Annotated in this window: 21 protein-coding genes and 1 pseudogene; 16 read left to right on the top strand and 6 right to left on the bottom strand. The window is 69.2% G+C overall.

The genetic code is table 11. The features are described 5' to 3' along the window. Nucleotides 1-186 (bottom strand): annotated as a pseudogene (locus R6V09_RS21365) (ferric reductase); the annotation flags it as partial. A 151-nt stretch (nt 187-337) separates the two neighbouring features. On the opposite strand from R6V09_RS21365, the gene R6V09_RS21360 reads away from it, so the two are divergent. Both R6V09_RS21360 and R6V09_RS21355 read left to right on the top strand, forming a co-directional pair. Then, nucleotides 338-1,075, top strand: coding sequence for a response regulator transcription factor (locus tag R6V09_RS21360; RefSeq protein WP_317883027.1), 738 nt, complete (start codon nt 338-340; stop codon nt 1,073-1,075). Then, a complete protein-coding gene (locus R6V09_RS21355) occupies nt 1,075-2,595 on the top strand; it encodes a sensor histidine kinase (RefSeq protein WP_317883026.1) in 1,521 nt (506 codons plus the stop codon). The genes R6V09_RS21360 and R6V09_RS21355 overlap by 1 nt, the downstream gene beginning before the upstream one ends. Before the next feature lie 79 nt (nt 2,596-2,674). Here R6V09_RS21355 and R6V09_RS21350 read toward each other — a convergent pair whose 3' ends face one another. Further along, complete coding sequence (locus R6V09_RS21350; RefSeq protein ID WP_317883025.1) at nt 2,675-3,388, bottom strand: L,D-transpeptidase family protein; 714 nt, start codon at nt 3,386-3,388, stop codon at nt 2,675-2,677. A 131-nt stretch (nt 3,389-3,519) separates the two neighbouring features. Then, nucleotides 3,520-4,377 (bottom strand): hypothetical protein, encoded by an 858-nt coding sequence (locus R6V09_RS21345; RefSeq protein ID WP_317883024.1) that lies wholly within the window; start codon nt 4,375-4,377, stop codon nt 3,520-3,522. 218 nt (nt 4,378-4,595) lie between these two features. On the opposite strand from R6V09_RS21345, the gene argH reads away from it, so the two are divergent. The 4 genes from argH (at nt 4,596) to R6V09_RS21325 (ending at nt 9,322) form a co-directional block, all read left to right on the top strand. After that, a complete protein-coding gene (argH, locus tag R6V09_RS21340; RefSeq protein WP_317883023.1) occupies nt 4,596-6,029 on the top strand; it encodes an argininosuccinate lyase in 1,434 nt (477 codons plus the stop codon). Between the two features lie 153 nt (nt 6,030-6,182). Beyond that, on the top strand, nt 6,183-7,154 hold the full coding sequence (locus tag R6V09_RS21335; protein ID WP_317883022.1) for an aldo/keto reductase: 972 nt from the start codon (nt 6,183-6,185) through the stop codon (nt 7,152-7,154). Between the two features lie 81 nt (nt 7,155-7,235). Continuing rightward, the gene (locus tag R6V09_RS21330; protein ID WP_317883021.1) at nt 7,236-7,802 is read left to right on the top strand and encodes a TetR/AcrR family transcriptional regulator; all 567 of its coding nucleotides are present in this window, start codon (nt 7,236-7,238) and stop codon (nt 7,800-7,802) included. Continuing rightward, nucleotides 7,799-9,322, top strand: coding sequence for an MFS transporter (locus R6V09_RS21325; protein ID WP_317883020.1), 1,524 nt, complete (start codon nt 7,799-7,801; stop codon nt 9,320-9,322). Before R6V09_RS21330 ends, R6V09_RS21325 begins: the two co-directional genes overlap by 4 nt. A gap of 70 nt (nt 9,323-9,392) precedes the next feature. Here the strand turns inward: R6V09_RS21325 and R6V09_RS21320 are convergent, their stop codons facing one another. Further along, complete coding sequence (locus R6V09_RS21320) at nt 9,393-10,082, bottom strand: lysophospholipid acyltransferase family protein (RefSeq protein ID WP_442810100.1); 690 nt, start codon at nt 10,080-10,082, stop codon at nt 9,393-9,395. A 301-nt stretch (nt 10,083-10,383) separates the two neighbouring features. On the opposite strand from R6V09_RS21320, the gene R6V09_RS21315 reads away from it, so the two are divergent. The 3 genes from R6V09_RS21315 (at nt 10,384) to R6V09_RS21305 (ending at nt 12,689) form a co-directional block, all read left to right on the top strand. Continuing rightward, on the top strand, nt 10,384-11,565 hold the full coding sequence (locus R6V09_RS21315) for a glycerophosphodiester phosphodiesterase (RefSeq protein WP_317883018.1): 1,182 nt from the start codon (nt 10,384-10,386) through the stop codon (nt 11,563-11,565). Between the two features lie 73 nt (nt 11,566-11,638). Continuing rightward, nucleotides 11,639-12,145, top strand: coding sequence for a sigma-70 family RNA polymerase sigma factor (locus R6V09_RS21310; RefSeq protein ID WP_317883017.1), 507 nt, complete (start codon nt 11,639-11,641; stop codon nt 12,143-12,145). A 46-nt stretch (nt 12,146-12,191) separates the two neighbouring features. Beyond that, nucleotides 12,192-12,689, top strand: a complete 498-nt coding sequence (locus tag R6V09_RS21305; RefSeq protein WP_019066311.1) for a GNAT family N-acetyltransferase — start codon at nt 12,192-12,194, stop codon at nt 12,687-12,689. Here the strand turns inward: R6V09_RS21305 and R6V09_RS21300 are convergent. Together R6V09_RS21300 and R6V09_RS21295 are read right to left on the bottom strand one after the other, a co-directional pair. Beyond that, a complete protein-coding gene (locus R6V09_RS21300; RefSeq protein WP_317883016.1) occupies nt 12,679-13,113 on the bottom strand; it encodes a hypothetical protein in 435 nt (144 codons plus the stop codon). The two genes, R6V09_RS21305 and R6V09_RS21300, sit on opposite strands and share 11 nt — an antisense overlap. Nucleotide 13,114: 1 nt before the next feature. Then, on the bottom strand, nt 13,115-13,474 hold the full coding sequence (locus tag R6V09_RS21295; protein ID WP_317883015.1) for a hypothetical protein: 360 nt from the start codon (nt 13,472-13,474) through the stop codon (nt 13,115-13,117). A 51-nt stretch (nt 13,475-13,525) separates the two neighbouring features. Between R6V09_RS21295 and R6V09_RS21290 the strand changes: the two genes are divergently transcribed. From R6V09_RS21290 to cbiE, 7 genes are all read left to right on the top strand, one after another. Then, on the top strand, nt 13,526-14,176 hold the full coding sequence (locus tag R6V09_RS21290) for an HAD family hydrolase (RefSeq protein WP_317883014.1): 651 nt from the start codon (nt 13,526-13,528) through the stop codon (nt 14,174-14,176). Between the two features lie 328 nt (nt 14,177-14,504). Then, complete coding sequence (locus R6V09_RS21285; protein WP_317883013.1) at nt 14,505-15,539, top strand: methionine ABC transporter ATP-binding protein; 1,035 nt, start codon at nt 14,505-14,507, stop codon at nt 15,537-15,539. After that, complete coding sequence (locus tag R6V09_RS21280; RefSeq protein ID WP_262058620.1) at nt 15,536-16,240, top strand: methionine ABC transporter permease; 705 nt, start codon at nt 15,536-15,538, stop codon at nt 16,238-16,240. The genes R6V09_RS21285 and R6V09_RS21280 overlap by 4 nt, the downstream gene beginning before the upstream one ends. 109 nt (nt 16,241-16,349) lie before the next feature. Continuing rightward, on the top strand, nt 16,350-17,186 hold the full coding sequence (locus R6V09_RS21275) for a MetQ/NlpA family ABC transporter substrate-binding protein (RefSeq protein WP_317883012.1): 837 nt from the start codon (nt 16,350-16,352) through the stop codon (nt 17,184-17,186). Nucleotides 17,187-17,218: 32 nt separating this feature from the next. Further along, a complete protein-coding gene (locus tag R6V09_RS21270; RefSeq protein WP_317883011.1) occupies nt 17,219-18,055 on the top strand; it encodes a MetQ/NlpA family ABC transporter substrate-binding protein in 837 nt (278 codons plus the stop codon). Nucleotides 18,056-18,198: 143 nt separating this feature from the next. Next, nucleotides 18,199-18,837, top strand: coding sequence for a GNAT family N-acetyltransferase (locus tag R6V09_RS21265; RefSeq protein ID WP_317883010.1), 639 nt, complete (start codon nt 18,199-18,201; stop codon nt 18,835-18,837). Nucleotides 18,838-18,951: 114 nt separating this feature from the next. Further along, on the top strand, nt 18,952-19,725 hold a 774-nt coding region (gene cbiE, locus R6V09_RS21260; RefSeq protein ID WP_317883009.1), incomplete at its 3' end, for a precorrin-6y C5,15-methyltransferase (decarboxylating) subunit CbiE.

Below are 19,725 nucleotides of genomic sequence, written 5' to 3'. Positions count from 1 at the left end.
CCCGGCGATCCGCCCGACCCCGGTCAGCCAGCCCGCCGCCCCGACCACCGAGCCGGTGTCCGCCCACCAGAGGGCGACGGAGGCCGCCGCGCCGGCCCACAGCAGGGCGAGCACCGGGCCCGCCGGTGAGCGCCGGGGAACTAGCGGCACGGGCGGCGCCTTCCGCTGCTCGTACACGGTGGTCATGTGTGCGTCCTTTCACCTGTCCTGCACACAACTGTGCGGGCCGAACCTCTGAGGGATCTCTGAGCGGGCGCAGTTCTCAGAGTTCTCAGAGGAAACTCAGAGGGGCTCACGGCGGCCGGGGACGCCGTGAGGGGTGATGCTGGTAAGTGCCATGAACACGACCCGCTCCGGCCGACCGGCCCTCACCCGCCCCGACGGCACCCCGGTGCGCGTCCTCGTCGTCGACGACGACCCCGACCTGGCCGAGGTACTCTCCGGCGCCCTGCGCTACGAGGGCTGGGAGGTCCGCACGGCCGGCGACGGCGCCTCCGCGCTCGTCGGCGCGCGCGAGCTACGGCCCGACGCCGTCGTCCTCGACGTGATGCTCCCGGACACCGACGGCTTCGCCGTACTGCGCTCCCTGCACGACGTGAAGCCCGATGTCTGCGTGCTCTTCCTCACCGCCCGGGACACGGTCGAGGACCGTATCGCCGGCATCACCGCGGGCGGCGACGACTACGTCACGAAACCCTTCAGCCTGGAGGAGGTCGTCGCCCGGCTGCGCGGACTGCTGCGCCGCGCCGGCATGGCCCGCCAGCAGGAGGAAGGCCCCCGGATCACCGTCGGGGACCTGGTCATGGACGAGGAGGCCCGCGAGGTCAGCCGGGCCGGCCGGATCGTCGAACTCTCACCCACCGAGTTCGAACTGCTCCGCTTCCTGATGCGCAACCCGCGCCGCGTCCTCAGCAAGGCCCAGATCCTCGACCGCGTCTGGTCCTACGACTTCGGCGGCCAGGCCCATGTCGTCGAGCTGTACATCTCGTATCTGCGCAAGAAGGTGGACGCCGGCCGGGCGCCCATGATCCACACCGTGCGCGGGGCCGGGTACGTGCTCAAGCCGGTCGCCTGATGGGCAGGGGGCCGAGGGCTGTCGGGCGGTGGCTGCGGCGACTGCCCCGGCCGCACACCCTGCGGGCCCGGCTGACGGCGGGCCTGGTGGTGCTGCTCGCGGTCAGCTGCGCGGCCGTCGGGGTGGCCGCGGTGGTCGAACTGGACGGCTTTCTCACGGGCCGGCTCGACCAGCAGCTGACCGAGGTCGGGACGCAGTTCCCGGCCAGCCTGGAGCACAAGGGCCAGACGCTGACCGATCACGACGCCGACGACCGGGAACGCGGCGACACCCGCCGGCAGGCACCGCACACCTTCGGCGCCCGCCTGGTCGACGGCATCGTCACCAACTCGGGGGTCGTGCCCGCGGACAAGGACGACACCACGACCGACCTGAAGGTGGCGCTGACCGAGCGGGACCGGAGGGAACTCGCCACGGTGCCGGTCGGCGGCACGGCCCGCACCATCTACCTCTCGTCCCTCGGCAAGTACCGCGTCCTCGCCGCCAAGGGCCGGGACAGCGATGTGATGATCACCGGACTCCCGCTGGAGTCGGTGGAGGCCGCCGTCCACCGGCTGGAGACGGTCGCCGCGATCGTCTTCGGCGCCGCCCTCCTGATCACCGGGTTCGCGGGCGCGCTCTGGGTGCGCTGGTCGCTGCGACCGCTCAGCCGGGTCGCCGCCACCGCCACCCGGGTCAGTGAACTCCCGCTGGCCAGCGGCGAGGTGACACTGCCGCCCAGGGCCCCCGAGTCCGACCCGCGCAGTGAGGTGGGCAAGGTCGCCGGAGCCTTCAACCGCATGCTCGGCCATGTCGAGGACGCGCTCACCCACCGGCACGCCAGCGAGGAACGACTGCGCAGCTTCGCGGCCGACGCGAGCCACGAGCTGCGTACGCCGGTGGCGTCGATCCGGGGCCACGCCGAACTGGCCCTCCTCCACCCGGACCCCGTCCCACCCAAGGTGACCCGGGCGCTGGAACGCATCGCGGCCGAGTCGGCGCGCATGGGTGTGATGGTCGACGAGATGCTCCTCCTCGCCCGCCTCGACGCGGGCCGCCCCCTCGAACGCCGCCCCGTCGACCTGACCCGCCTGGTCCTCGACGCCGTCGCCGACGCGCGCGCCGCCGGTCCCGGCCACCGCTGGGCCCTGCAACTCCCCGAGGAACCCGTCACGGTCACCGGCGACGCCCATCGCCTCCAACAGGTGTTGGCCAACCTGTTGGCCAACGCGCGTTTGCACACGCCCGTTGGCACGAAGGTGACGGTAGCCGTGGAGACGAAGGACGAGTCCACCCACCTGGTGGTCCACGACGACGGCCCGGGCGTTCCGGCGGAGGTCCAGCCGGGAGTCTTCGAACGCTTCACCCGGGCGGACCGCCGACGGGCGGAGGGCGGGGGAGCGGGAACGGGCGGGGGAGCGGGCCTGGGCCTGTCGATCGTGGTGGCGGTGGCGGAGGCGCATGGGGGAAGCGTGGAACTGGAGAGCCGCCCAGGCTCAACGACGTTCACGGTGAAACTTCCGTCAAGTGGATCCACCTAAGGGGCGCGGGGAACTGCGCGACCAGCCACGAACGGCCCGTACTCGCCGAACAACCGATACGGAACGGCGCTAAAGCGATTCAGTACCGGGTGACAGCCGTAACCCCACCCACCGTCCCAATCGCAATATGCGGCGCCCGCCCAGGATCAACCCACCGCAAGATCCTCCGCATCGCACCCACCGGCACAGACACACAACCGGCGGTAGCCCCACGCCCGTTGACATGCAAAAAGATCCCGGCCCCACGCCCCTTCACAGGCTTGGCGTAGTTGTACCCAATGACAACCCCGTACGCGTACTGCGTCGCATACGAGATCAACCGCTCCGACTCGGACGCCCGACAGTCGCGAGCCAGCGGCTCACTCCACCGGTTGTAGACCCGCGACCGAGTGTCCTCGCACCACCACGAACTCCCGCGCACCCGCCGGTACTTGACATGAGTCCCGCCCGGCGCGCCCTTGATCCCGAAGGCGTACGGCAGGTCGTACAACCCGGTGGGAGTTGTGTAGGACCCCTGCTTACGAGCCCGCCCCTCGACGAGCCCCTTCGCCCCGAACCGGGCCGCGGTCGACCCGACCTTCACCCACGCCCCACTCCGCCGCCGCTCCCACCAACTCAGCGTCCCCGCCGTGGAGTTCGCCCGCGCCGCCGTAGCGAGGATCAGCTGACCGCCACCCCCGGTATCCGCGAGCGACGAGGGCGACGGAGGTTCCACGGCACGCGCGGACACAGCACCCGCACCGAGCAGCAGAAGGAGGGACACGGACGCGACAGCGAGGACACCGGGACGCATGGGTCAGACGGTAGAGGGAACGCGTGCTGACGGCACCTCAGATGGGCCGAACAGGCAACGCACCCCGCTCCGGACATCACCGTGGCCGCCCCGGCCGGCGTTCATCGGGGCGGCCACGGCTGCCTGTCACGTCACTTGGTGAGCGTGCAGGCGGCCAGCGAGTCAAGCCCGGTCGGCTTGGTGCCCTGACGCCCGATGGCGATCGCGATCCGGTCGATCGTCGAGGCGCGCTTGTCCGCCAGCGGGCCGAGGATGGCGTTCTGGACGAAGTTGGCGCCGCCCTGTCCGACGGTGTCGACGAGTCGCTTGTTGGCCTCGGCGATCTGTGTGTCGAGGAGGGCGAGGTTGCGGTCGACCTCGGCCTGCGCCGACGCCGGGACAGCCGGGAGCTGCGACTTCACGTCGGGGCACGAGATCGTGCCGACCGCACTCGACCCGGCGGCGGTGTCGTCCGTCCCCCCGGCCGCCTGAGTGGCGGCGGCCGTCGCGCTCGGGGTGGCGGTCGCGGTGTCCGTCGCACCGGTCGAACCCGTAGTACCGGCCGAGTTGAGCGTGCAGGTGGCCAGGGAGTCCAGTCCGGTCGGCTTGGTGCCCTGGCGCCCGATGGCGATGGCGATCCGGTCGATGGTGGAGACGCGCTTGTCCGCCAGCGGGCCGAGGATGGCGTTCTGGACGAAGTTGGCGCCGCCCTGTCCGACGGTGTCGACGAGTCGCTTGTTGGCCTCGGCGATCTGCGTGTCGAGAAGCGTGAGGTTCCGGTCGACCTCGGCCTGCGCGGAAGCCGGCACGGCCGGCAGCTGCGACTTCACGTCCGGGCAGGTGATCGTCCCGGGGTCGGCCAGCGTACGGGCGCTCTGCGCGGTGCTGCTCTTGTCCGGTGTCCCGGCAAGAGCGGATCCGGCGATGATCGCGCCGGACAACACCACGGCGGCGGCACCGCCGATGAACACGACGCGACGCTTGTTGTACTTGGGGAGAGCCCTGGACATGCGAATGCCTCACTCGGGTCAGGGGTGAACTGAAGGTGACTCGTGGGGGGAAGCGCGGCGCCTGCGTTCGGCGAGAGGTACGAGAAAGCGGTTGCTGGTGTTCAAGGGTCCCTAAAATTGACGAATCATGCAGAGCTCTGCATAATCATGCATGCGAGACAATGCAGGGACACCACAGAACGACGAACCCCGTCCACGGCCTTTGAGGAGCAGCGCAAGTGAGCAGCAACAGCGGTGACGTACGGCTCTGGGGCGGTCGTTTCGCCGACGGTCCCGCCGAGGCCCTGGCGAAGCTGTCCGCGTCCGTCCACTTCGACTGGCGGCTCGCGCCCTACGACATCGCCGGTTCCCGCGCCCACGCGCGCGTGCTGCACAAGGCGAACCTCCTCGACGACGATGAGCTGACCCGGATGCTCGCGGGCCTCGACCAGCTCGAAGCGGACGTCGCCGACGGCTCCTTCGTGGGCACGATCGCCGACGAGGACGTCCATACGGCCCTGGAGCGCGGCCTGCTGACCATCCTCGGCCCCGACCTCGGCGGCAAGCTGCGGGCCGGCCGCTCCCGCAACGACCAGGTGGCCACCCTCTTCCGCATGTGTCTGCGCGACCACGCTCGTTCGATCGGCGGCCTGATCGCCGACCTTCAGGACGCGCTGGTCGGCCTCGCGGAGGCCCACCCGGACGTGGCGATGCCCGGCCGCACCCACCTCCAGCACGCCCAGCCGGTGCTGTTCGCCCACCACGTCCTCGCACACGTCCAGTCCCTGTCCCGGGACGCGGAACGCCTGCGCCAGTGGGACGAGCGGACGGCCGTCTCCCCGTACGGCTCGGGCGCCCTCGCGGGTTCCTCCCTCGGCCTGGACCCGGAGTCGGTGGCGAAGGACCTCGGCTTCGAGCACGGCTCCGTCGCGAACTCGATCGACGGTACGGCCTCGCGTGACTTCGTCGCGGAGTTCGCCTTCATCACCGCGATGATCGGCGTGAACCTCTCCCGGATCGCCGAGGAGATCATCATCTGGAACACGAAGGAGTTCTCCTTCGTGACCCTGCACGACGCGTTCTCCACGGGCTCGTCGATCATGCCGCAGAAGAAAAACCCGGACATCGCGGAGCTGGCGCGCGGCAAGTCCGGCCGCCTGATCGGCAACCTGACGGGCCTGATGGCGACGCTCAAGGCGCTCCCCCTCGCCTACAACCGAGACCTCCAGGAGGACAAGGAGCCGGTCTTCGACTCCATCGACCAACTGGAGGTCCTGCTCCCGGCGTTCACCGGCATGATGGCCACCCTGACGATCCACCGCGAGCGCATGGAGGAACTGGCCCCGGCCGGCTTCTCCCTCGCCACCGACATCGCCGAGTGGCTGGTCAAGCAGGGCGTCCCGTTCCGCGTCGCCCACGAGGTCGCCGGCGAGTGCGTCAAGGTCGCCGAGTCCGAGGGCATCGAACTCGACGGCCTCACCGACGAACAGTTCGCGAAGATCTCCGCCCACCTGACCCCCGAGGTCCGGACGGTCCTCAACGTCCCCGGCGCCCTGGCCTCCCGCAACGGCCGAGGCGGCACGGCCCCGAGCGCGGTGGCGATCCAACTGGCAGAGGTGAAGCGGGACTTGGCGGTACAGCACGAGTGGGCCACTGCCAAAAGCAAGCGGTAGGGGAGGGTCTTTAGGGGCGCGGGGAACTGCGCGACCAGCCACAACGCACCCGCACTCGCCAGACAACCGCACGCACCCGAGCTCTGAAGCGAAGGTCATCGCGGGTTACGTTGGTCGGAAGCCGTACCGGAGCCGACGTAAACGGAGCCCGCGATGCCCTTCGCCCGACTGGCCACAGCAACAACCCCCACCAGCCACCTCGGACTCGGCCTCGCCGCAGTAGGCCGCCCCGGCTACATCAACCTCGGCCGGGACGAAGACCTCGGAGAGACCCGCACCGTAGAAACCCTCCGCACCCGCACCCACGAACTCCTCGACGCCGCCTACGCACAGGGCGTCCGCTACTTCGACGCGGCCCGCTCCTACGGCCGCTCGGAGGAGTTCCTCGCGGCCTGGCTCAGCACACGCCCCGGCATCGACGACGTAGTCATCGGCAGCAAATGGGGCTACACCTACACCGCCGACTGGACCACCGACGCCGAGAAGCACGAGGTCAAGGACCACAGCGTCCAGACCTACGACCGCCAGCGCGGCGAAACCGCCGAACTGCTCGGCGACCGCCTGGACCTCTACCAGATCCACTCGGTGACGCCGGACAGCCCGGCGCTCACCGACAAGGAACTCCACGCGAAACTGGCCGAGTTGGCGGCAACGGGCGTGACCATCGGCTTCTCGACGAGCGGCCCCGCCCAGGCGGACGCCATCCGCGCCGCGCTCGCCGTGACGGTCGACGGCGAGCCCCTCTTCCGTACCGTCCAGTCGACGTACAACGCCCTGGAGACCTCGGCGGGCCCCGCCCTCGCCGAGGCCCACGACGCCGGACTCACGGTGATCGTCAAGGAGGGCATGGCCAACGGCCGGCTGGCGGAGCCGTACGCGCCGGACGCCCTGAAGGCCGTAGCGGCGGAGACGTCCTTGGGCGCAGACGCGATCGCCCTGGCCCTGATCCTGCACGAGCCGTGGGCAGGGGTGGCTCTGTCCGGTGCCGCGACCGTCGGCCAGCTCGCCTCCAATCTGCACGCGGCGGTCGTGGACCTGGACGACGACCAGCTCGCCCGCCTCGCCGCACTCGCCGAGGACCCGCACACGTACTGGGAGAAGCGCGGGCAGCTGCCCTGGCACTGAGAGATCCCGACGATCGACCGCCCATGAGGCAGCCATGCCCGTGATGAGACATGAATGTCTCATGTGGGTTATGGTTGTCTCATGGCTCTCGACCGCGACCACGTACTCCGCGCTGCCGCCGCCCTGCTGACCCGCAAGTCCACCGCGACGATGGACGAGGTCGCCAAGGCGGCCGGGATCAGCCGCGCCACGCTGCACCGCCAGTTCGCGGGGCGCGACGCGCTCGTACGAGCGTTGGAGGCGCTCGGTATCGCCGAGTGCGAGACCGCCCTGGACGCGGCGCGGCTGGACGACGGTCGTGCCGAAGACGCCGTACGGCGACTCGTTCGCGAGGCCGAACCCGCCGCCGGCCTGCTCGCCTTCCTCTACACGGAGAACCAGCTGTTCGAGGGCGAGGAGCAGCACGTCGGCTGGGCCAGGATCGACGACCGCATCACCGCCCTGTTCCGGCGCGGCCAGCAGAGCGGCGAGTTCCGCATCGATCTCACGCCCGCCTGGCTCACCGAGGCACTGTTCGGCCTGCTGGCCTCCGGCGTGTGGCTGGTGCAGAGCGGCAAGGGCGCCCCCAAGGACTTCACGCACATGACCGTCGAGCTGTTGCTCGGCGGCGCACTACGCAGAGACGAAACACGGAGAGAGGAATCATGACCAGCACCCTGCAGCCGGTCCTCGCGTCGGAGACGGAGAAGCGCCCGGGCCGTTGGCTCGCGCTCTCCGTCCTCGTGCTGGCCGTGCTGCTGGTGGCCGTGGACGCGACCGTCCTGGGCCTCGCAACCCCTTACATCAGCGAGGACTTGAAGCCGTCCGGCACCCAACTCCTCTGGATCGGCGACGTCTACTCCTTCGTCATCGCGGGCCTGCTCGTGTCGATGGGCAGCCTCGGCGACCGAATAGGCCGCAAGCGCATCCTGCTCATCGGCGCCACCGCCTTCGGCGCGATCTCGATCCTCAACGCCTATGCCACGACACCGGAGTTGATGATCCTGGCCCGGGCGCTCCTCGGTGTCGCGGGCGCGACCCTGATGCCCGCCACCCTCGCCCTGATCCGCAACCTCTTCCACGACCCGCGCGAACGCAGCCTCGCCGTCGGCATCTGGGGCGCAACCGCCTCCGCCGGTACGGCAGTCGGCCCGGTCGCCGGCGGCTTCCTCCTCGAACACTTCTGGTGGGGCTCGGTCTTCCTCATCAACCTGCCCGTGATGGCGGTCCTCGTCCTGGTCGGCATCAAGACCCTCCCCGAGTCGAAGAACCCCGACCCCGGCCCCTGGGACACGATCAGCGTCGCGCTCTCCCTGATAGGTGTGATCGGCGTCGTCTACGCGGTCAAGGAGGCCGCGACCCACGGCTTCGAGTTGCCCTCGCTCGCGGTGGGCGCGCTGGGCGCGGCGGCCCTGTACTGGTTCGTCCGCCGTCAACTCACACTTCCCGCACCGCTGTTGGACATGCGCCTGTTCCGCAACCGGGGCTTCAGCGCGGCCGTCCTGGCCGACCTGCTGACCATCCTCGGTCTGTCCGGGCTGGTGTTCTTCCTCTCCCAGTACCTGCAACTGGTCCAGGGCAGGGGCCCGTTCGAGGCTGGCCTGGCCGAAATACCCGCCGCTGTCGGTGCGGTGGCGGCCGGCCTCATCGCCGGCCGGGCCGCTCGCCGTTTCTCGGTTCGCGCGGTGGTCGCCGGAGGCCTGGCAGCGGTCGGCCTGGCCCTCGCCGTCCTGACAACCCTGAACCAGTCGACCGGCTACCCGATCCTCGGCGCCGCGCTCCTGGTGGTCGGCATCGGCGCCGGCTTCTCCTTCACGGTGACAGCCGACGTCATCCTCTCCTCCGTACCGAAGGAACAGGCAGGCGCGGCCTCAGCGGTCTCGGAAACGGCGTACGAACTGGGCGCGGCCCTGGGCATCGCCGTACTCGGCTCGATCGTGACGGGCGTCTACAGGGGCTTTGCATCCCCGGCGGGCACACCGAGCGGGGCGCACGAGTCGCTGGGCGGCGCGGTGGAAGCGGCAGGCAGCATGCCGACCCAAACGGCCCAGGAAATGCTGACGTCGGCGAGGGAGGCCTTCGTCGACGGCCTCAGCGTGGCGTCGGCCGTGGGCGCAACGGTCCTGCTGGCAACGGCGGTGGCGGCATGGTTCATGCTGAAGAGTCAGAAACTGGAAGACGCAGGGTAAGGGCGATGTTTTTAGGGGCGCGGGGAACTGCGCGACCAGCCCCCACGCACCCGCACTCGACAACGAACCCTTACGCGGCCTTCGCCTTCGTCGCGTACATATCCACGTACTCCTGCCCCGACAACCGCATGACCTCAGTCATCACAGAGTCGGTCACAGCCCGCAGCACATACCGATCCCGGTCCATCCCCTCGTACCGAGAGAACTCCATCGCCTCACCGAACCGAACAGTGACCTTCCCCGGCCGGGGGAAACCCGCACCCCCCGGCTGCAACTTGTCCGTCCCGATCATCGCGAACGGAACAACAGGCGCCCCGGTCATCATCGTGAGCCGAGCAATCCCGGTCCGCCCCCGGTACAGACGGCCGTCGGGCGACCGGGTCCCCTCGGGATAGATCCCGAAGACCTTGCCCTCCTCCAGGACACGGCGCCCGGTCATCAGCGCGGCGACCCCGCCGTTCGCCCCGTCCCGGTCCACCGGGATCATGCCGACGCCGGTGAAGAACCAGGCCATGAGGCGGCCCTTGAACCCCTTGCCGGTGACGTACTCGTCCTTGCCGATGAAGAACACCTGTCGGTCGCAGACCAGCGGAAGGATCATCGAGTCGATGAACGTGAGGTGGTTGCCGGCCAGGATCACCGGACCGTCGTCGGGGATGTGCTCCGCGCCCTCCACCCGTGTGCGGAACATCAGGCGCATGATCGGTCCGAGCACTGCCTTGATGAGCACGAAGCGGGACAACGGGCCCTCCGGTGTCAAGGGGTCGATATAAAACTGTGCAGGTGAGGACGATACTCGCGGTGCCGTGCGTATTGCACATCGGGTTCACCGAGGTCTTACGCAGTGTTGACGCACGTTTACCTGCGGTGTCGCTCCGGAGCCGTCCCGTAACCGGGCCGCCATGTTGTGATGCATCTCGCCTACCTTGCTGATGGCGTGTCAAACCTGTCCTTCCGTACGACATCCAGCGTCACCGTCGTGTTCCGGCCGAGGTCTCCCGTTCGTCATGTACGCGCACCTACGATCGGCGCGCACCGACGGGGCGACGCCAGGAGGTTTCATGGACACGCAGGGAACGCAGGGGCCGAACGAGCGAGCCAATGGCACGGGACGACGGGCGCTCCTCGGCGCGGCCGTGCTCGGTGCGGGAGTGGCCGCACTGGGACCGGCGGGCACGGCGAGAGCCGCCGAGGCCGGGACGGCCCGCCACGGCGGTGGTCTCAAGGACCTGCCCAAGCCGACCATCGTCGGGCACCGGGGCACCAGCGGCTACCGCCCGGAGCACACCTTCGGCTCGTACAACCTGGCCCTCGACCTGGGCGCCGACATCGTCGAGGCCGGTGACCTCGTCCCCACGAAGGACGGTCACCTGGTCTGCCGGCACGAGCCGGAGATCGGCGGTACCACGAACGTCGCCGACCACCCCGAGTTCGCCAGCCGCAAGACCACCAAGCTGCTCGACGGCGTCTCCACGACCGGCTGGTTCACCGAGGACTTCACGCTCGCCGAGCTGAAGACCCTGCGCGCGATCGAGCGCATCCCGGCCAACCGCCCGCACAACATGCTCTACAACGGCCGCTGGGAGATCCCGACCTTCGAAGAGGTCCTCAAGTGGCAGGACGAGCAGACCCGTAAGCGCGGCAAGCAGGTCTGGATCTACCCCGAGATGAAGCACCCCACCTACTTCCGCAAGCGCGGATTCGAGATGGAGAAGCTGCTCTCGACGGCCCTGCGCAAGCACGGCAAGGACAAGCGGAACTCGCCGGTCCTCATCCAGTCCTTCGAGCCGACCAGCATCCAGAAGATCAGCAAGCTCGTCCGCAACAACCTGGTGGTGCTGCTGTCCGGCACGGGCACCCGGCCCTTCGACTTCATCGACCTGGGCGACCCGCGCACGGTCGACGACCTGGTCAAGCCCAAGGGCCTCGCCGAGATCGCGACGTACGCGCAGGGTCTGGGCCCGACCCTCGACCTGATCATCACGAAGAACGCCGACGGCAGCCTGAACAAGGAGACCACCCTGGTCGCCGACGCGCACAAGGTCGGCCTGATCCTGCACCCCTACACCATGCGCAACGAGAACCCCTTCCTGCCGCTGGAGTACCGCAAGGGCACGGCCGTGGACGCCTACGGTGACGCGTTCGGCGCCTTCAAGCGCTACTTCGCCACGGGCATCGACGGTGTCTTCACCGACAACGCCGACACCGGTCTGCTGGCCCGCGCGGACTTCGTCAACGGCTGAGCCCCGCGCCCCGTTGGAGTGACAGACGGCCGCCCCGGCAACCTTCCGCCGGGGCGGCCACGTCGTGCCGCATATGACACACCCGCTCGTCGCCACCCTGCGCCCACTGCTCGCGGCCGAGGCCTCCGCCGAGGCATATGCCTCCGGAACCGAACCGGCCGACCTCGAACAGGCCGTCTGGCTCCGCCTCCTGGAACGCCTCGACGCCTCCGGCCCACCGGTCGACCCCCAGCGCTGGCTCCGCCGCGCGGTCCGCTCGGAGGCGCAGCGCACCCGGCGTACGGCCCGCCTCGAACAGTCGTACGACGATGATCCCGTCGACGAGAGCGATCACAGCCCCGAGCAGACCGCCCTCACGGCGGCACGGCACCGTGCACTGCACGACGCGGTGCGCCGGCTGCCGGGTCGTTGCCCGCGTCTGATGGAGGCCCTGCTGTCTCCCAAGGACCTCACCTACCGCGAGATCGCGGGGGAGTTGGGTATCTCACAGGGCAGTCTCGGCCCGGAACGTTCCAGATGTCTGGGATGTCTGCGGCGATTGCTGACGCCGGAGGTTGCGGCCCGCGAAGCACGGGGATAGGAGTGAGGAACCACATGGCGATCAGGTGAGCGGGAGGCGTGCGCACATGGGCATGAGCGTGACCATCTCGGTGGCGACCGAGCAGGACGCAGAGCAGATCTTCAGGCTGCAGTACCTGTGCTTCCAGAGCGAGGCGGCGCTGTACGGCAACTACCGCATCGACCCGCTCGTCCAGAGCCTCGACTCGGTCCGGGCCGAGCTCGGCTCCGACTGCGTCTTCGTGGCCCGGTTGGGCGAGGAGGTGGTCGGCTCGGTCCGCGGCACGGTGACCGAGGACGGCGCCGCGGCCATCGGGAAACTCTGCGTCCACCCGCGCCTCCAGGGCCACGGCATCGGCGCCCGCCTCCTCCGCGCGGCCGAATCGGCCCTCGCCGAGGAACGCGGCGCCAAGAAGTTCCGCCTCCACACCGGCCACCGCAGCGAGGGCAACCTCCGTCTGTACCGCCGCGTCGGCTACGAGACCGTAGGCACCTCCCAGGGCGACGACGGCGTACCGATGATCGTCCTGGAGAAGCCGGTAGAGGCGTACGTCGCTACGGCGTGACCGTGTCGGTGGTGTCGGCCGTGCGGTTCTTCCGGAGCCAGTAGAGCGCGGACAGCGGCAGCAGCACGGGGATGAAGATGTACCCCGCGCCGTAGTACGACCAGACCGTCGCGTCCGGGAAGGCCGAGCTGTCGATCACGGTCAACGTACCGACGATCAGGACACCCGCGAGTTCGGCGGCGCAGCAGGCCTGTGCCGCCCTGCGGGCTCTCTCGCCGCCGCGGATCAGGGAGTACGTGATGAAGCCGTACACCACACCCGCGACGGCCGACAGCGAGTAGGCGAGCGGGGCCCGGTCGAACTCGGTGGCGATCTGGTAGACGGAGCGGGACACCGCGCCGACGACCATCACGCCGTAGAACCAGACGAGCAGCATGCCGGGCCCGCTGATGAGCCGCTTCGGCTTCTCTTCCACGGTGGTCATCTCAGTTTCCCCAGATGTCGTAGAGCCGGACTTCGAGCACGGCGAGGACGACGGCGCCGGCCGCGACCGTCGCCGTGCCCCAGCGGGTGCGCTCCGCCAGTGACATGAAACCCGCCGCCGGGACCGCCGCGAACGCGCCCAGCAGATACGCCACGAAGATCGCCGTGCCCTGCTCCGCCTTCTCGCCGCGCGCCAACTGCACGATGCCGACCACCAGTTGGACCGTGGCCAGCAGGGTGACCACGGCCATTCCGATGAAGTGCCAGTCCTTCGTCGACTGGTCGCGGTAGGCCGCCCACCCGGTCCAGGCGGCGAGCAGCAGCGCGGCGAGACCGATCGCCAGCGTCAGGGCATCAAGCATGCCGCGACCCTATTACGGGCCAAAAGACCCGGTGACCGTAGGGTCGGGAACATGAAGATCCATGCTGAAGCCCTCCTCTTCGACAACGACGGCACACTCGTCTCCTCCCTCGAATCCGTCCGCAGGTGCTGGACCCGGTGGGCGGCGGAGTTCGGGATCACCGCCGAGGACTTCGCCCGGGTCGAACTGCACGGGCGGACCGCCGTGGCGATAGCCGCCGACCTGCTGCCCGCCGACGTCGTCCCGGCGGCGGTCGCGCGGATCGAGGCGCTGGAGGTCGAGGACGTGCCCAATGGAGGTGCCGTTCCGCTGCCCGGCACCAGGGACTTCCTCGACTCGCTGCCCGCCGACCGCTGGGCCGTCGTCACCTCCGCCACCCGCCGGCTCGCCGAGGCCCGGCTCGCGCACGCCGGCATCCTCCCCAAGACCCTCGTGGTCGCCGAGGACGTCACGCGCGGCAAGCCCGACCCCGAGCCCTACCTCCTCGCCGCCCGCCAACTGGGCGTCGACCCGGCCCGCTGTGTCGTCTTCGAGGACGCCCCGGCGGGACTCCAGGCGGGCCGCGCGGCCGGAATGATCACCGTGGCATTGGCCACAACCCACCAGGCCCACGAGCTCGACGCCGACCTTGTTGTGAATGACCTGTCAGCCTTGTCCGCGCTGGTCAGCGACGGGGGAGTGGAGATCTCCGCGCGCCGCTGACAGCCGTCCGCCGCTGTCCGGCATGCGGACAGCGGCACTTTGTCAGGACCGTACGTCTGCTTTACTGATTCCATGACCACGACGAGCAGCCGCACCCTTGCGACCGAGGCGACCCTGACGCCCGGTGCTCGTTGTATGTGTCGAATGTGCGCCTTCTAGAGGGCCCCCGCACCACCCCCGGGCTACGTGCCCCAGCCTCGCGCCCCGAAGCGAGCCGCCGTGGCATGTCCATGCGCTGAACGCCGTGTGACTCCGCCGCCCCACGCACATTTCCCCCCTCGTACCAGGGCACACTCACGCCCTTGTACTCGACAGTCATGGAACCCCAGTGATCACCACATCGGGCCTGACCAAGGTCTACCGCTCACGCGGCCGTGAGGTCACCGCCCTCGACGGCGTCGATCTCCACGTCCGCGAAGGCGAGGTGTACGGCGTCATCGGCCAGTCCGGCGCCGGCAAGTCCTCGCTCATCCGCTGCGTCAACCTGCTGGAGAAGCCCACCGCCGGCACGGTCACCGTCGACGGGCAGGACCTCACCGCCCTCGCCGGGCGCGGACCGCGCGCCGGACGCGAACTCCGGCAGGCGCGCAGCCGTATCGGCATGGTCTTCCAGCACTTCAACCTGCTGTCCTCGCGGACCGTGCGGGACAACGTCGAGCTGCCGCTCGAAATCCTCGGGAAGTCGGGGAAGGAACGATCCGCCAAGGCCCTCGAACTCCTCGACCTCGTCGGGCTCGGCGACAAGGCGAACGCCTACCCGGCGCAGCTCTCCGGCGGGCAGAAGCAGCGCGTCGGCATCGCCCGCGCGCTGGCCGGCGACCCCAAGGTGCTGCTCTCCGACGAGGCCACCAGCGCCCTCGACCCGGAGACCACCCGCTCGATCCTCCAGCTGCTGCGCGACCTGAACCGGCAACTGGGCCTGACCGTCCTGCTCATCACCCACGAGATGGACGTCGTGAAGTCGGTCTGCGACTCCGCCGCACTCATGCAGAACGGCCGCATCGTCGAGTCCGGGACCGTCAGCGAACTGCTCGCCACCCCCGGCTCCGAACTGGCCTCCGCGCTCTTCCCGGTCAGCGGTGAGGCGGGCGGCGCGGACCGGACCGTCGTCGACGTCACCTTCCACGGCGAGGCTGCCACCCAGCCCGTCGTCTCCCAGCTCTCGCGCACCTACAACATCGACATCTCGATCCTCGGCGCCGCCATCGACACCGTCGGCGGACTCCAGGTCGGCCGCATGCGCATCGAACTGCCCGGCCGCTACGAGGACAACGTCGTGCCGATCGGCTTCCTGCGCGAACAGGGCCTGCAGATCGACGTGTTGGGCCAGGAGCCCGTACTGCTGAAGGAAGGTGCCAAGTGACCTGGTCCGAGATGCAGCCCCTGCTGTCCCAGGCGTGTTGGGACACGCTCTACATGGTCGGCTGGTCCACGGTCATCGCCGTCGTCGGCGGACTTCCGCTCGGCATCCTGCTGGTCCTGACCGACCGGGGCGGACTGCTCCAGAACGTCGCCGCCAACAAGGTCATCGGGCAGATCGTGAACGTCGCCCGCTCGCTGCCGTTCATCATCCTCATGGTCGCGCTGATGAACTTCACGCGGACCATCACCGGCACGACCATCGGCCGCGAGGCCGCCATCGTGCCGCTCGCGATCGGCGCAATTCCCTTCTTCGCGCGGCTTGTTGAGACGGCTGTCCGCGAAGTGGACGGCGGGCTCGTCGAGGCCGTGCAGTCGATGGGCGGCAACACCTGGACGATCGTGCGCAAGGTCCTCGTACCGGAGTCCCTGCCCTCGCTGATCTCCAGCACCACCACCACGATCGTCGCGCTCATCGGCTACTCGGCGATGGCGGGCACGGTCGGCGCGGGCGGCCTCGGCGACATCGCCATCCGCTACGGCTACCAGCGCTTCGAGACCCAGCTGATGTGGATCACCGTGGCGATCCTCGCGGTCGTCATCTCCCTCATCCAGTTCGCCGGCGACTACGCGGCCCGCTCCGTGCACCGGCGCGGCGGACGGTCGGGACCCGCGCCGAGGCTACGGCTGCTGAAGGCCGCGTAGGCCCGTCCCGGCAAGCCTGCGTAAGTACGCCGGCACCTCCCCCCAAGGCTCCCCGCACCACCCAACGCGGGGTCGTACCACGCAACACCCTTCAGGAAAGGCACTTTTCGTGCGTAACACCGCAAAGCTCACCACCGCCGTCCTCGCCGCCGGAGCGCTCACCTTCGCGCTCTCCGCCTGCGGCTCGGACAAGGGTTCCTCCTCGGCCTCCTCCGACTACAGCGGACCGCTGGTCGTCGCCGCGAGCCCCACCCCGCACGCCGAGATCCTCGACTACGTCAAGGACCACCTGGCGAAGAAGGCCGGACTCGACCTGGAGGTCAAGGAGTTCACCGACTACGTCACGCCGAACACGGCGACCGAAGACGGCTCGGTGGGCGCCAACTACTTCCAGAACCAGCCGTACCTCGACGACTTCAACAAGAAGAACGGCACCCACATCGTGCCCGTCGTCACGGTCCACCTGGAGCCGCTCGGCCTCTACTCCCACAAGGTGAAGAGCGCCGACGCCCTGAAGAGCGGTGCGACGATCGCCGTCCCGAACGACAGCGTCAACGAGGCCCGCGCCCTGAAGCTGCTCGCGGCGAACGGGCTGATCACCCTCAAGTCCGGTGTGGGCAACGAGGCGACCCCCGCGGACATCACCAAGAACCCGAAGAACCTCAAGTTCAAGGAGCTGGAGGCGGCCCAGACCCCGCGCTCCCTGGACGACGTCGACGCGGCCGTCATCAACGGCAACTACGCCATCTCCTCGGGCCTGAAGCCCGCCAAGGACGCCCTCGTCCTGGAGTCCGCGACGAACAACCCCTACGGCAACTTCCTCGCCGTGAAGAAGGGCAACGAGAAGGACCCGCGCGTCAAGAAGCTCGCGAAGCTGCTGACCTCGCCCGAGGTGAAGAAGTTCATCGAGGACAAGTACGCCGGTTCCGTCATCCCGTCCTTCTGACCGTCCTTCTGAACAGAGTCGGGGGAATCACCATGCGCAAGAGCATCGCTGTCACGGCGGCCGGACTCGCCGTGACCTTCTTCGGCCTCACGGCCTGCGGTTCGGGCTCCGACTCCGGCAAGGGCGGTGGCAAGGACGACGGCACCCTCGTCGTCGGCGCCACCGCCGTGCCGGCCGGCGAGGTCCTGACGTACATCAAGGACAACCTGGCCGAGAAGGCCGGACTGAAGCTGGAGATCAAGGAGTTCACGGACTACGTCCTGCCGAACACCGCACTCCAGGAGGGCTCGCTGGACGCGAACCTCTACCAGAACCAGCCCTTCCTCGACGAGTTCAACAAGTCCAAGGGCACCGACCTGGTCTCGGTCGTCAAGGCGTACCTGCCGCCGATGGGCGTGTACTCCAAGAGGATCAAGGACATCGCGAAGCTCGCCGACGGAGCCACCGTCGCCGTCCCGAACGAGACCACCAACGAGGGGCGCGCCCTCAAACTCCTCGCCGCCAAGGGGCTGATCACGCTCAAGGAGGGGGCGGGCACGGACGCGTCCCCCGCGGACGTCACGGCCAACCCGAAGCACCTGAAGTTCAAGGAGCTGGACCCCGCCCAACTGCCGCGCTCGCTCGACGACGTGGACGTGGCCGTCATCAACAACAACTACGCCCAGGACGCGGGCCTCAGCCCCGCCAAGGACGCGATCCTCCTGGAGTCGGCGACGGACAACCCCTACGCCAACCTCCTGGCCGTCAAACGCGGCAACGAGGACGACCCGCGCGTCGAGAAGCTCGCGAAGCTGCTCGTCTCCTCCGACGTGAAGAAGTTCATAGCGGAGAAGTACAAGGGCTCTGTCCTGCCGGTCACTTCCGGCTGACAGGGGCGTATACGGCGTATCACCACGCACGGGGTCCACTCGCTCACCGCGGGTGGACCCCGTGGTGCGGTTCACTGCTTTCATGCTGCATGCTGGGCAGTTCAGGTTGCCCTGAACATTTTCCAAAGGTTACGGAGTGGCGCATGACTAGCACCTTCCCCAACATCTCCATCAGCACGGAGCGGTTGGTGCTGCGGCCCTTCGACGACCTGGACATCGAGGCCTTCGCCGAGATGATGAACGACGAGCTGGTCACCACCTGGACCTCGGTGCCGCAGCCCTACACCGACGCCGACGCCCATACCTGGATCACCGAACTCGCCCCGGCCGAACGGACGGACGGCCGCGGCATCGTCTTCGCGGTCACCGAGTTCCTCACCCAGCGCCTCGTGGGCATCGTGCACCTGCAGAACACGAACTGGCGTATCCGATCCAGCGAGATCGCCTACGTCATCGCCCCCTGGGCCCGCGGTGAGGGCTACGCCTCCGAGGCGGTCCTGGCCGCCGCCGAGTGGCTCTTCCGCGACCAGAAGTTCGAGCGCCTCGAACTGCGCACCGCGGCCGACAACACCGCCTCCCAGCAGGTGGCCCAGAAGATCGGCTGCATCAGCGAGGGTGTCCTGCGCAACGCCTGGATAGTGCGTACCAGGGCCGAGGACGGGACATGGGCCGAGGTGCGCACCGACATCATCGTCTGGAGCCTCCTCCCCGAGGACCTGGAGGGCACGGCGGAACAGTTCGCCGACGTCGACGGTTTCACGTCACTCGCCGACTGGAACTGAATCCGGCGGGTACGACCACGGAAGCACCGCCCAGCCGCACCAGGTACCCTCACGGTGCCCGCGTACGGGCCGCTTCCCCGACGACCTGCGAATTACCCCTGGAGACTGACGACGATGGCCGACCGCGTCACGGTGATCGGCTGGGACGGCTCTCCGCTGACAGCTGCGGCACGCTCCGCCCTGAGCGCCGCCACCCTGGTGGCCGGCGCGCCCCACCATCTGGAACTGCCCGAGGTACCGGCGCGCGCCGAGCGCATCCGCCTCGGCAGCGTGGCCCTCGCCGCCCGCCGTATCGCCGGCCGCCGCGGTACCGCGGTCGTGTTCGCCGACGGGGACCCGGGCTTCTTCGGCGTCGTACGCACCCTGCGCGCACCCGAGTTCGGCCTTGAGGTGGAGGTCGTCCCCGCCGTCTCCTCGGTGGCCGCCGCCTTCGCCCGCGCCGGGATGCCCTGGGATGACGCACAGGTGGTCGTCGCACACAGGCGCACCCTGCGACGCGCGGTGAACGTATGCCGGGCCCACACAAAAGTCGCCGTCCTCACCTCGCCGGGCGCAGGACCCGCCGAACTCGGCCTGCTGCTGGAGGGCGTCCACCGCACCTTCGTCATCTGCGAGGAACTGGGCACCGAGCACGAGCAGGTCACCGTCCTCACCTCGGACAAGGCCGCCGACCGCACCTGGCGCGACCCGAACGTCGTCATCGTCATGGGCGGCCCGGTCGGCCCCGCCGTCACGACCGGCCCGGGCGAGGGCTGGATCGCCGGCCGCGACCCGTCCGCCGTCTCCCGCGGCTGGACCCTCCCCGCCGAGGCCTACGTCGGTGAGCTCGGCGAGGGCGAGACGGAACTGCTCCGGGCCGCCCAACTCGCCCGCCTCGGCCCACGCGTC

It is taken from the genome of Streptomyces sp. W16 (assembly GCF_033194735.1).
GTDB lineage: Bacteria > Actinomycetota > Actinomycetes > Streptomycetales > Streptomycetaceae > Streptomyces.
The sequence above is the reverse complement of the archived record's forward strand: the minus strand, read 5'-3'. Positions and strand labels throughout refer to the sequence as shown.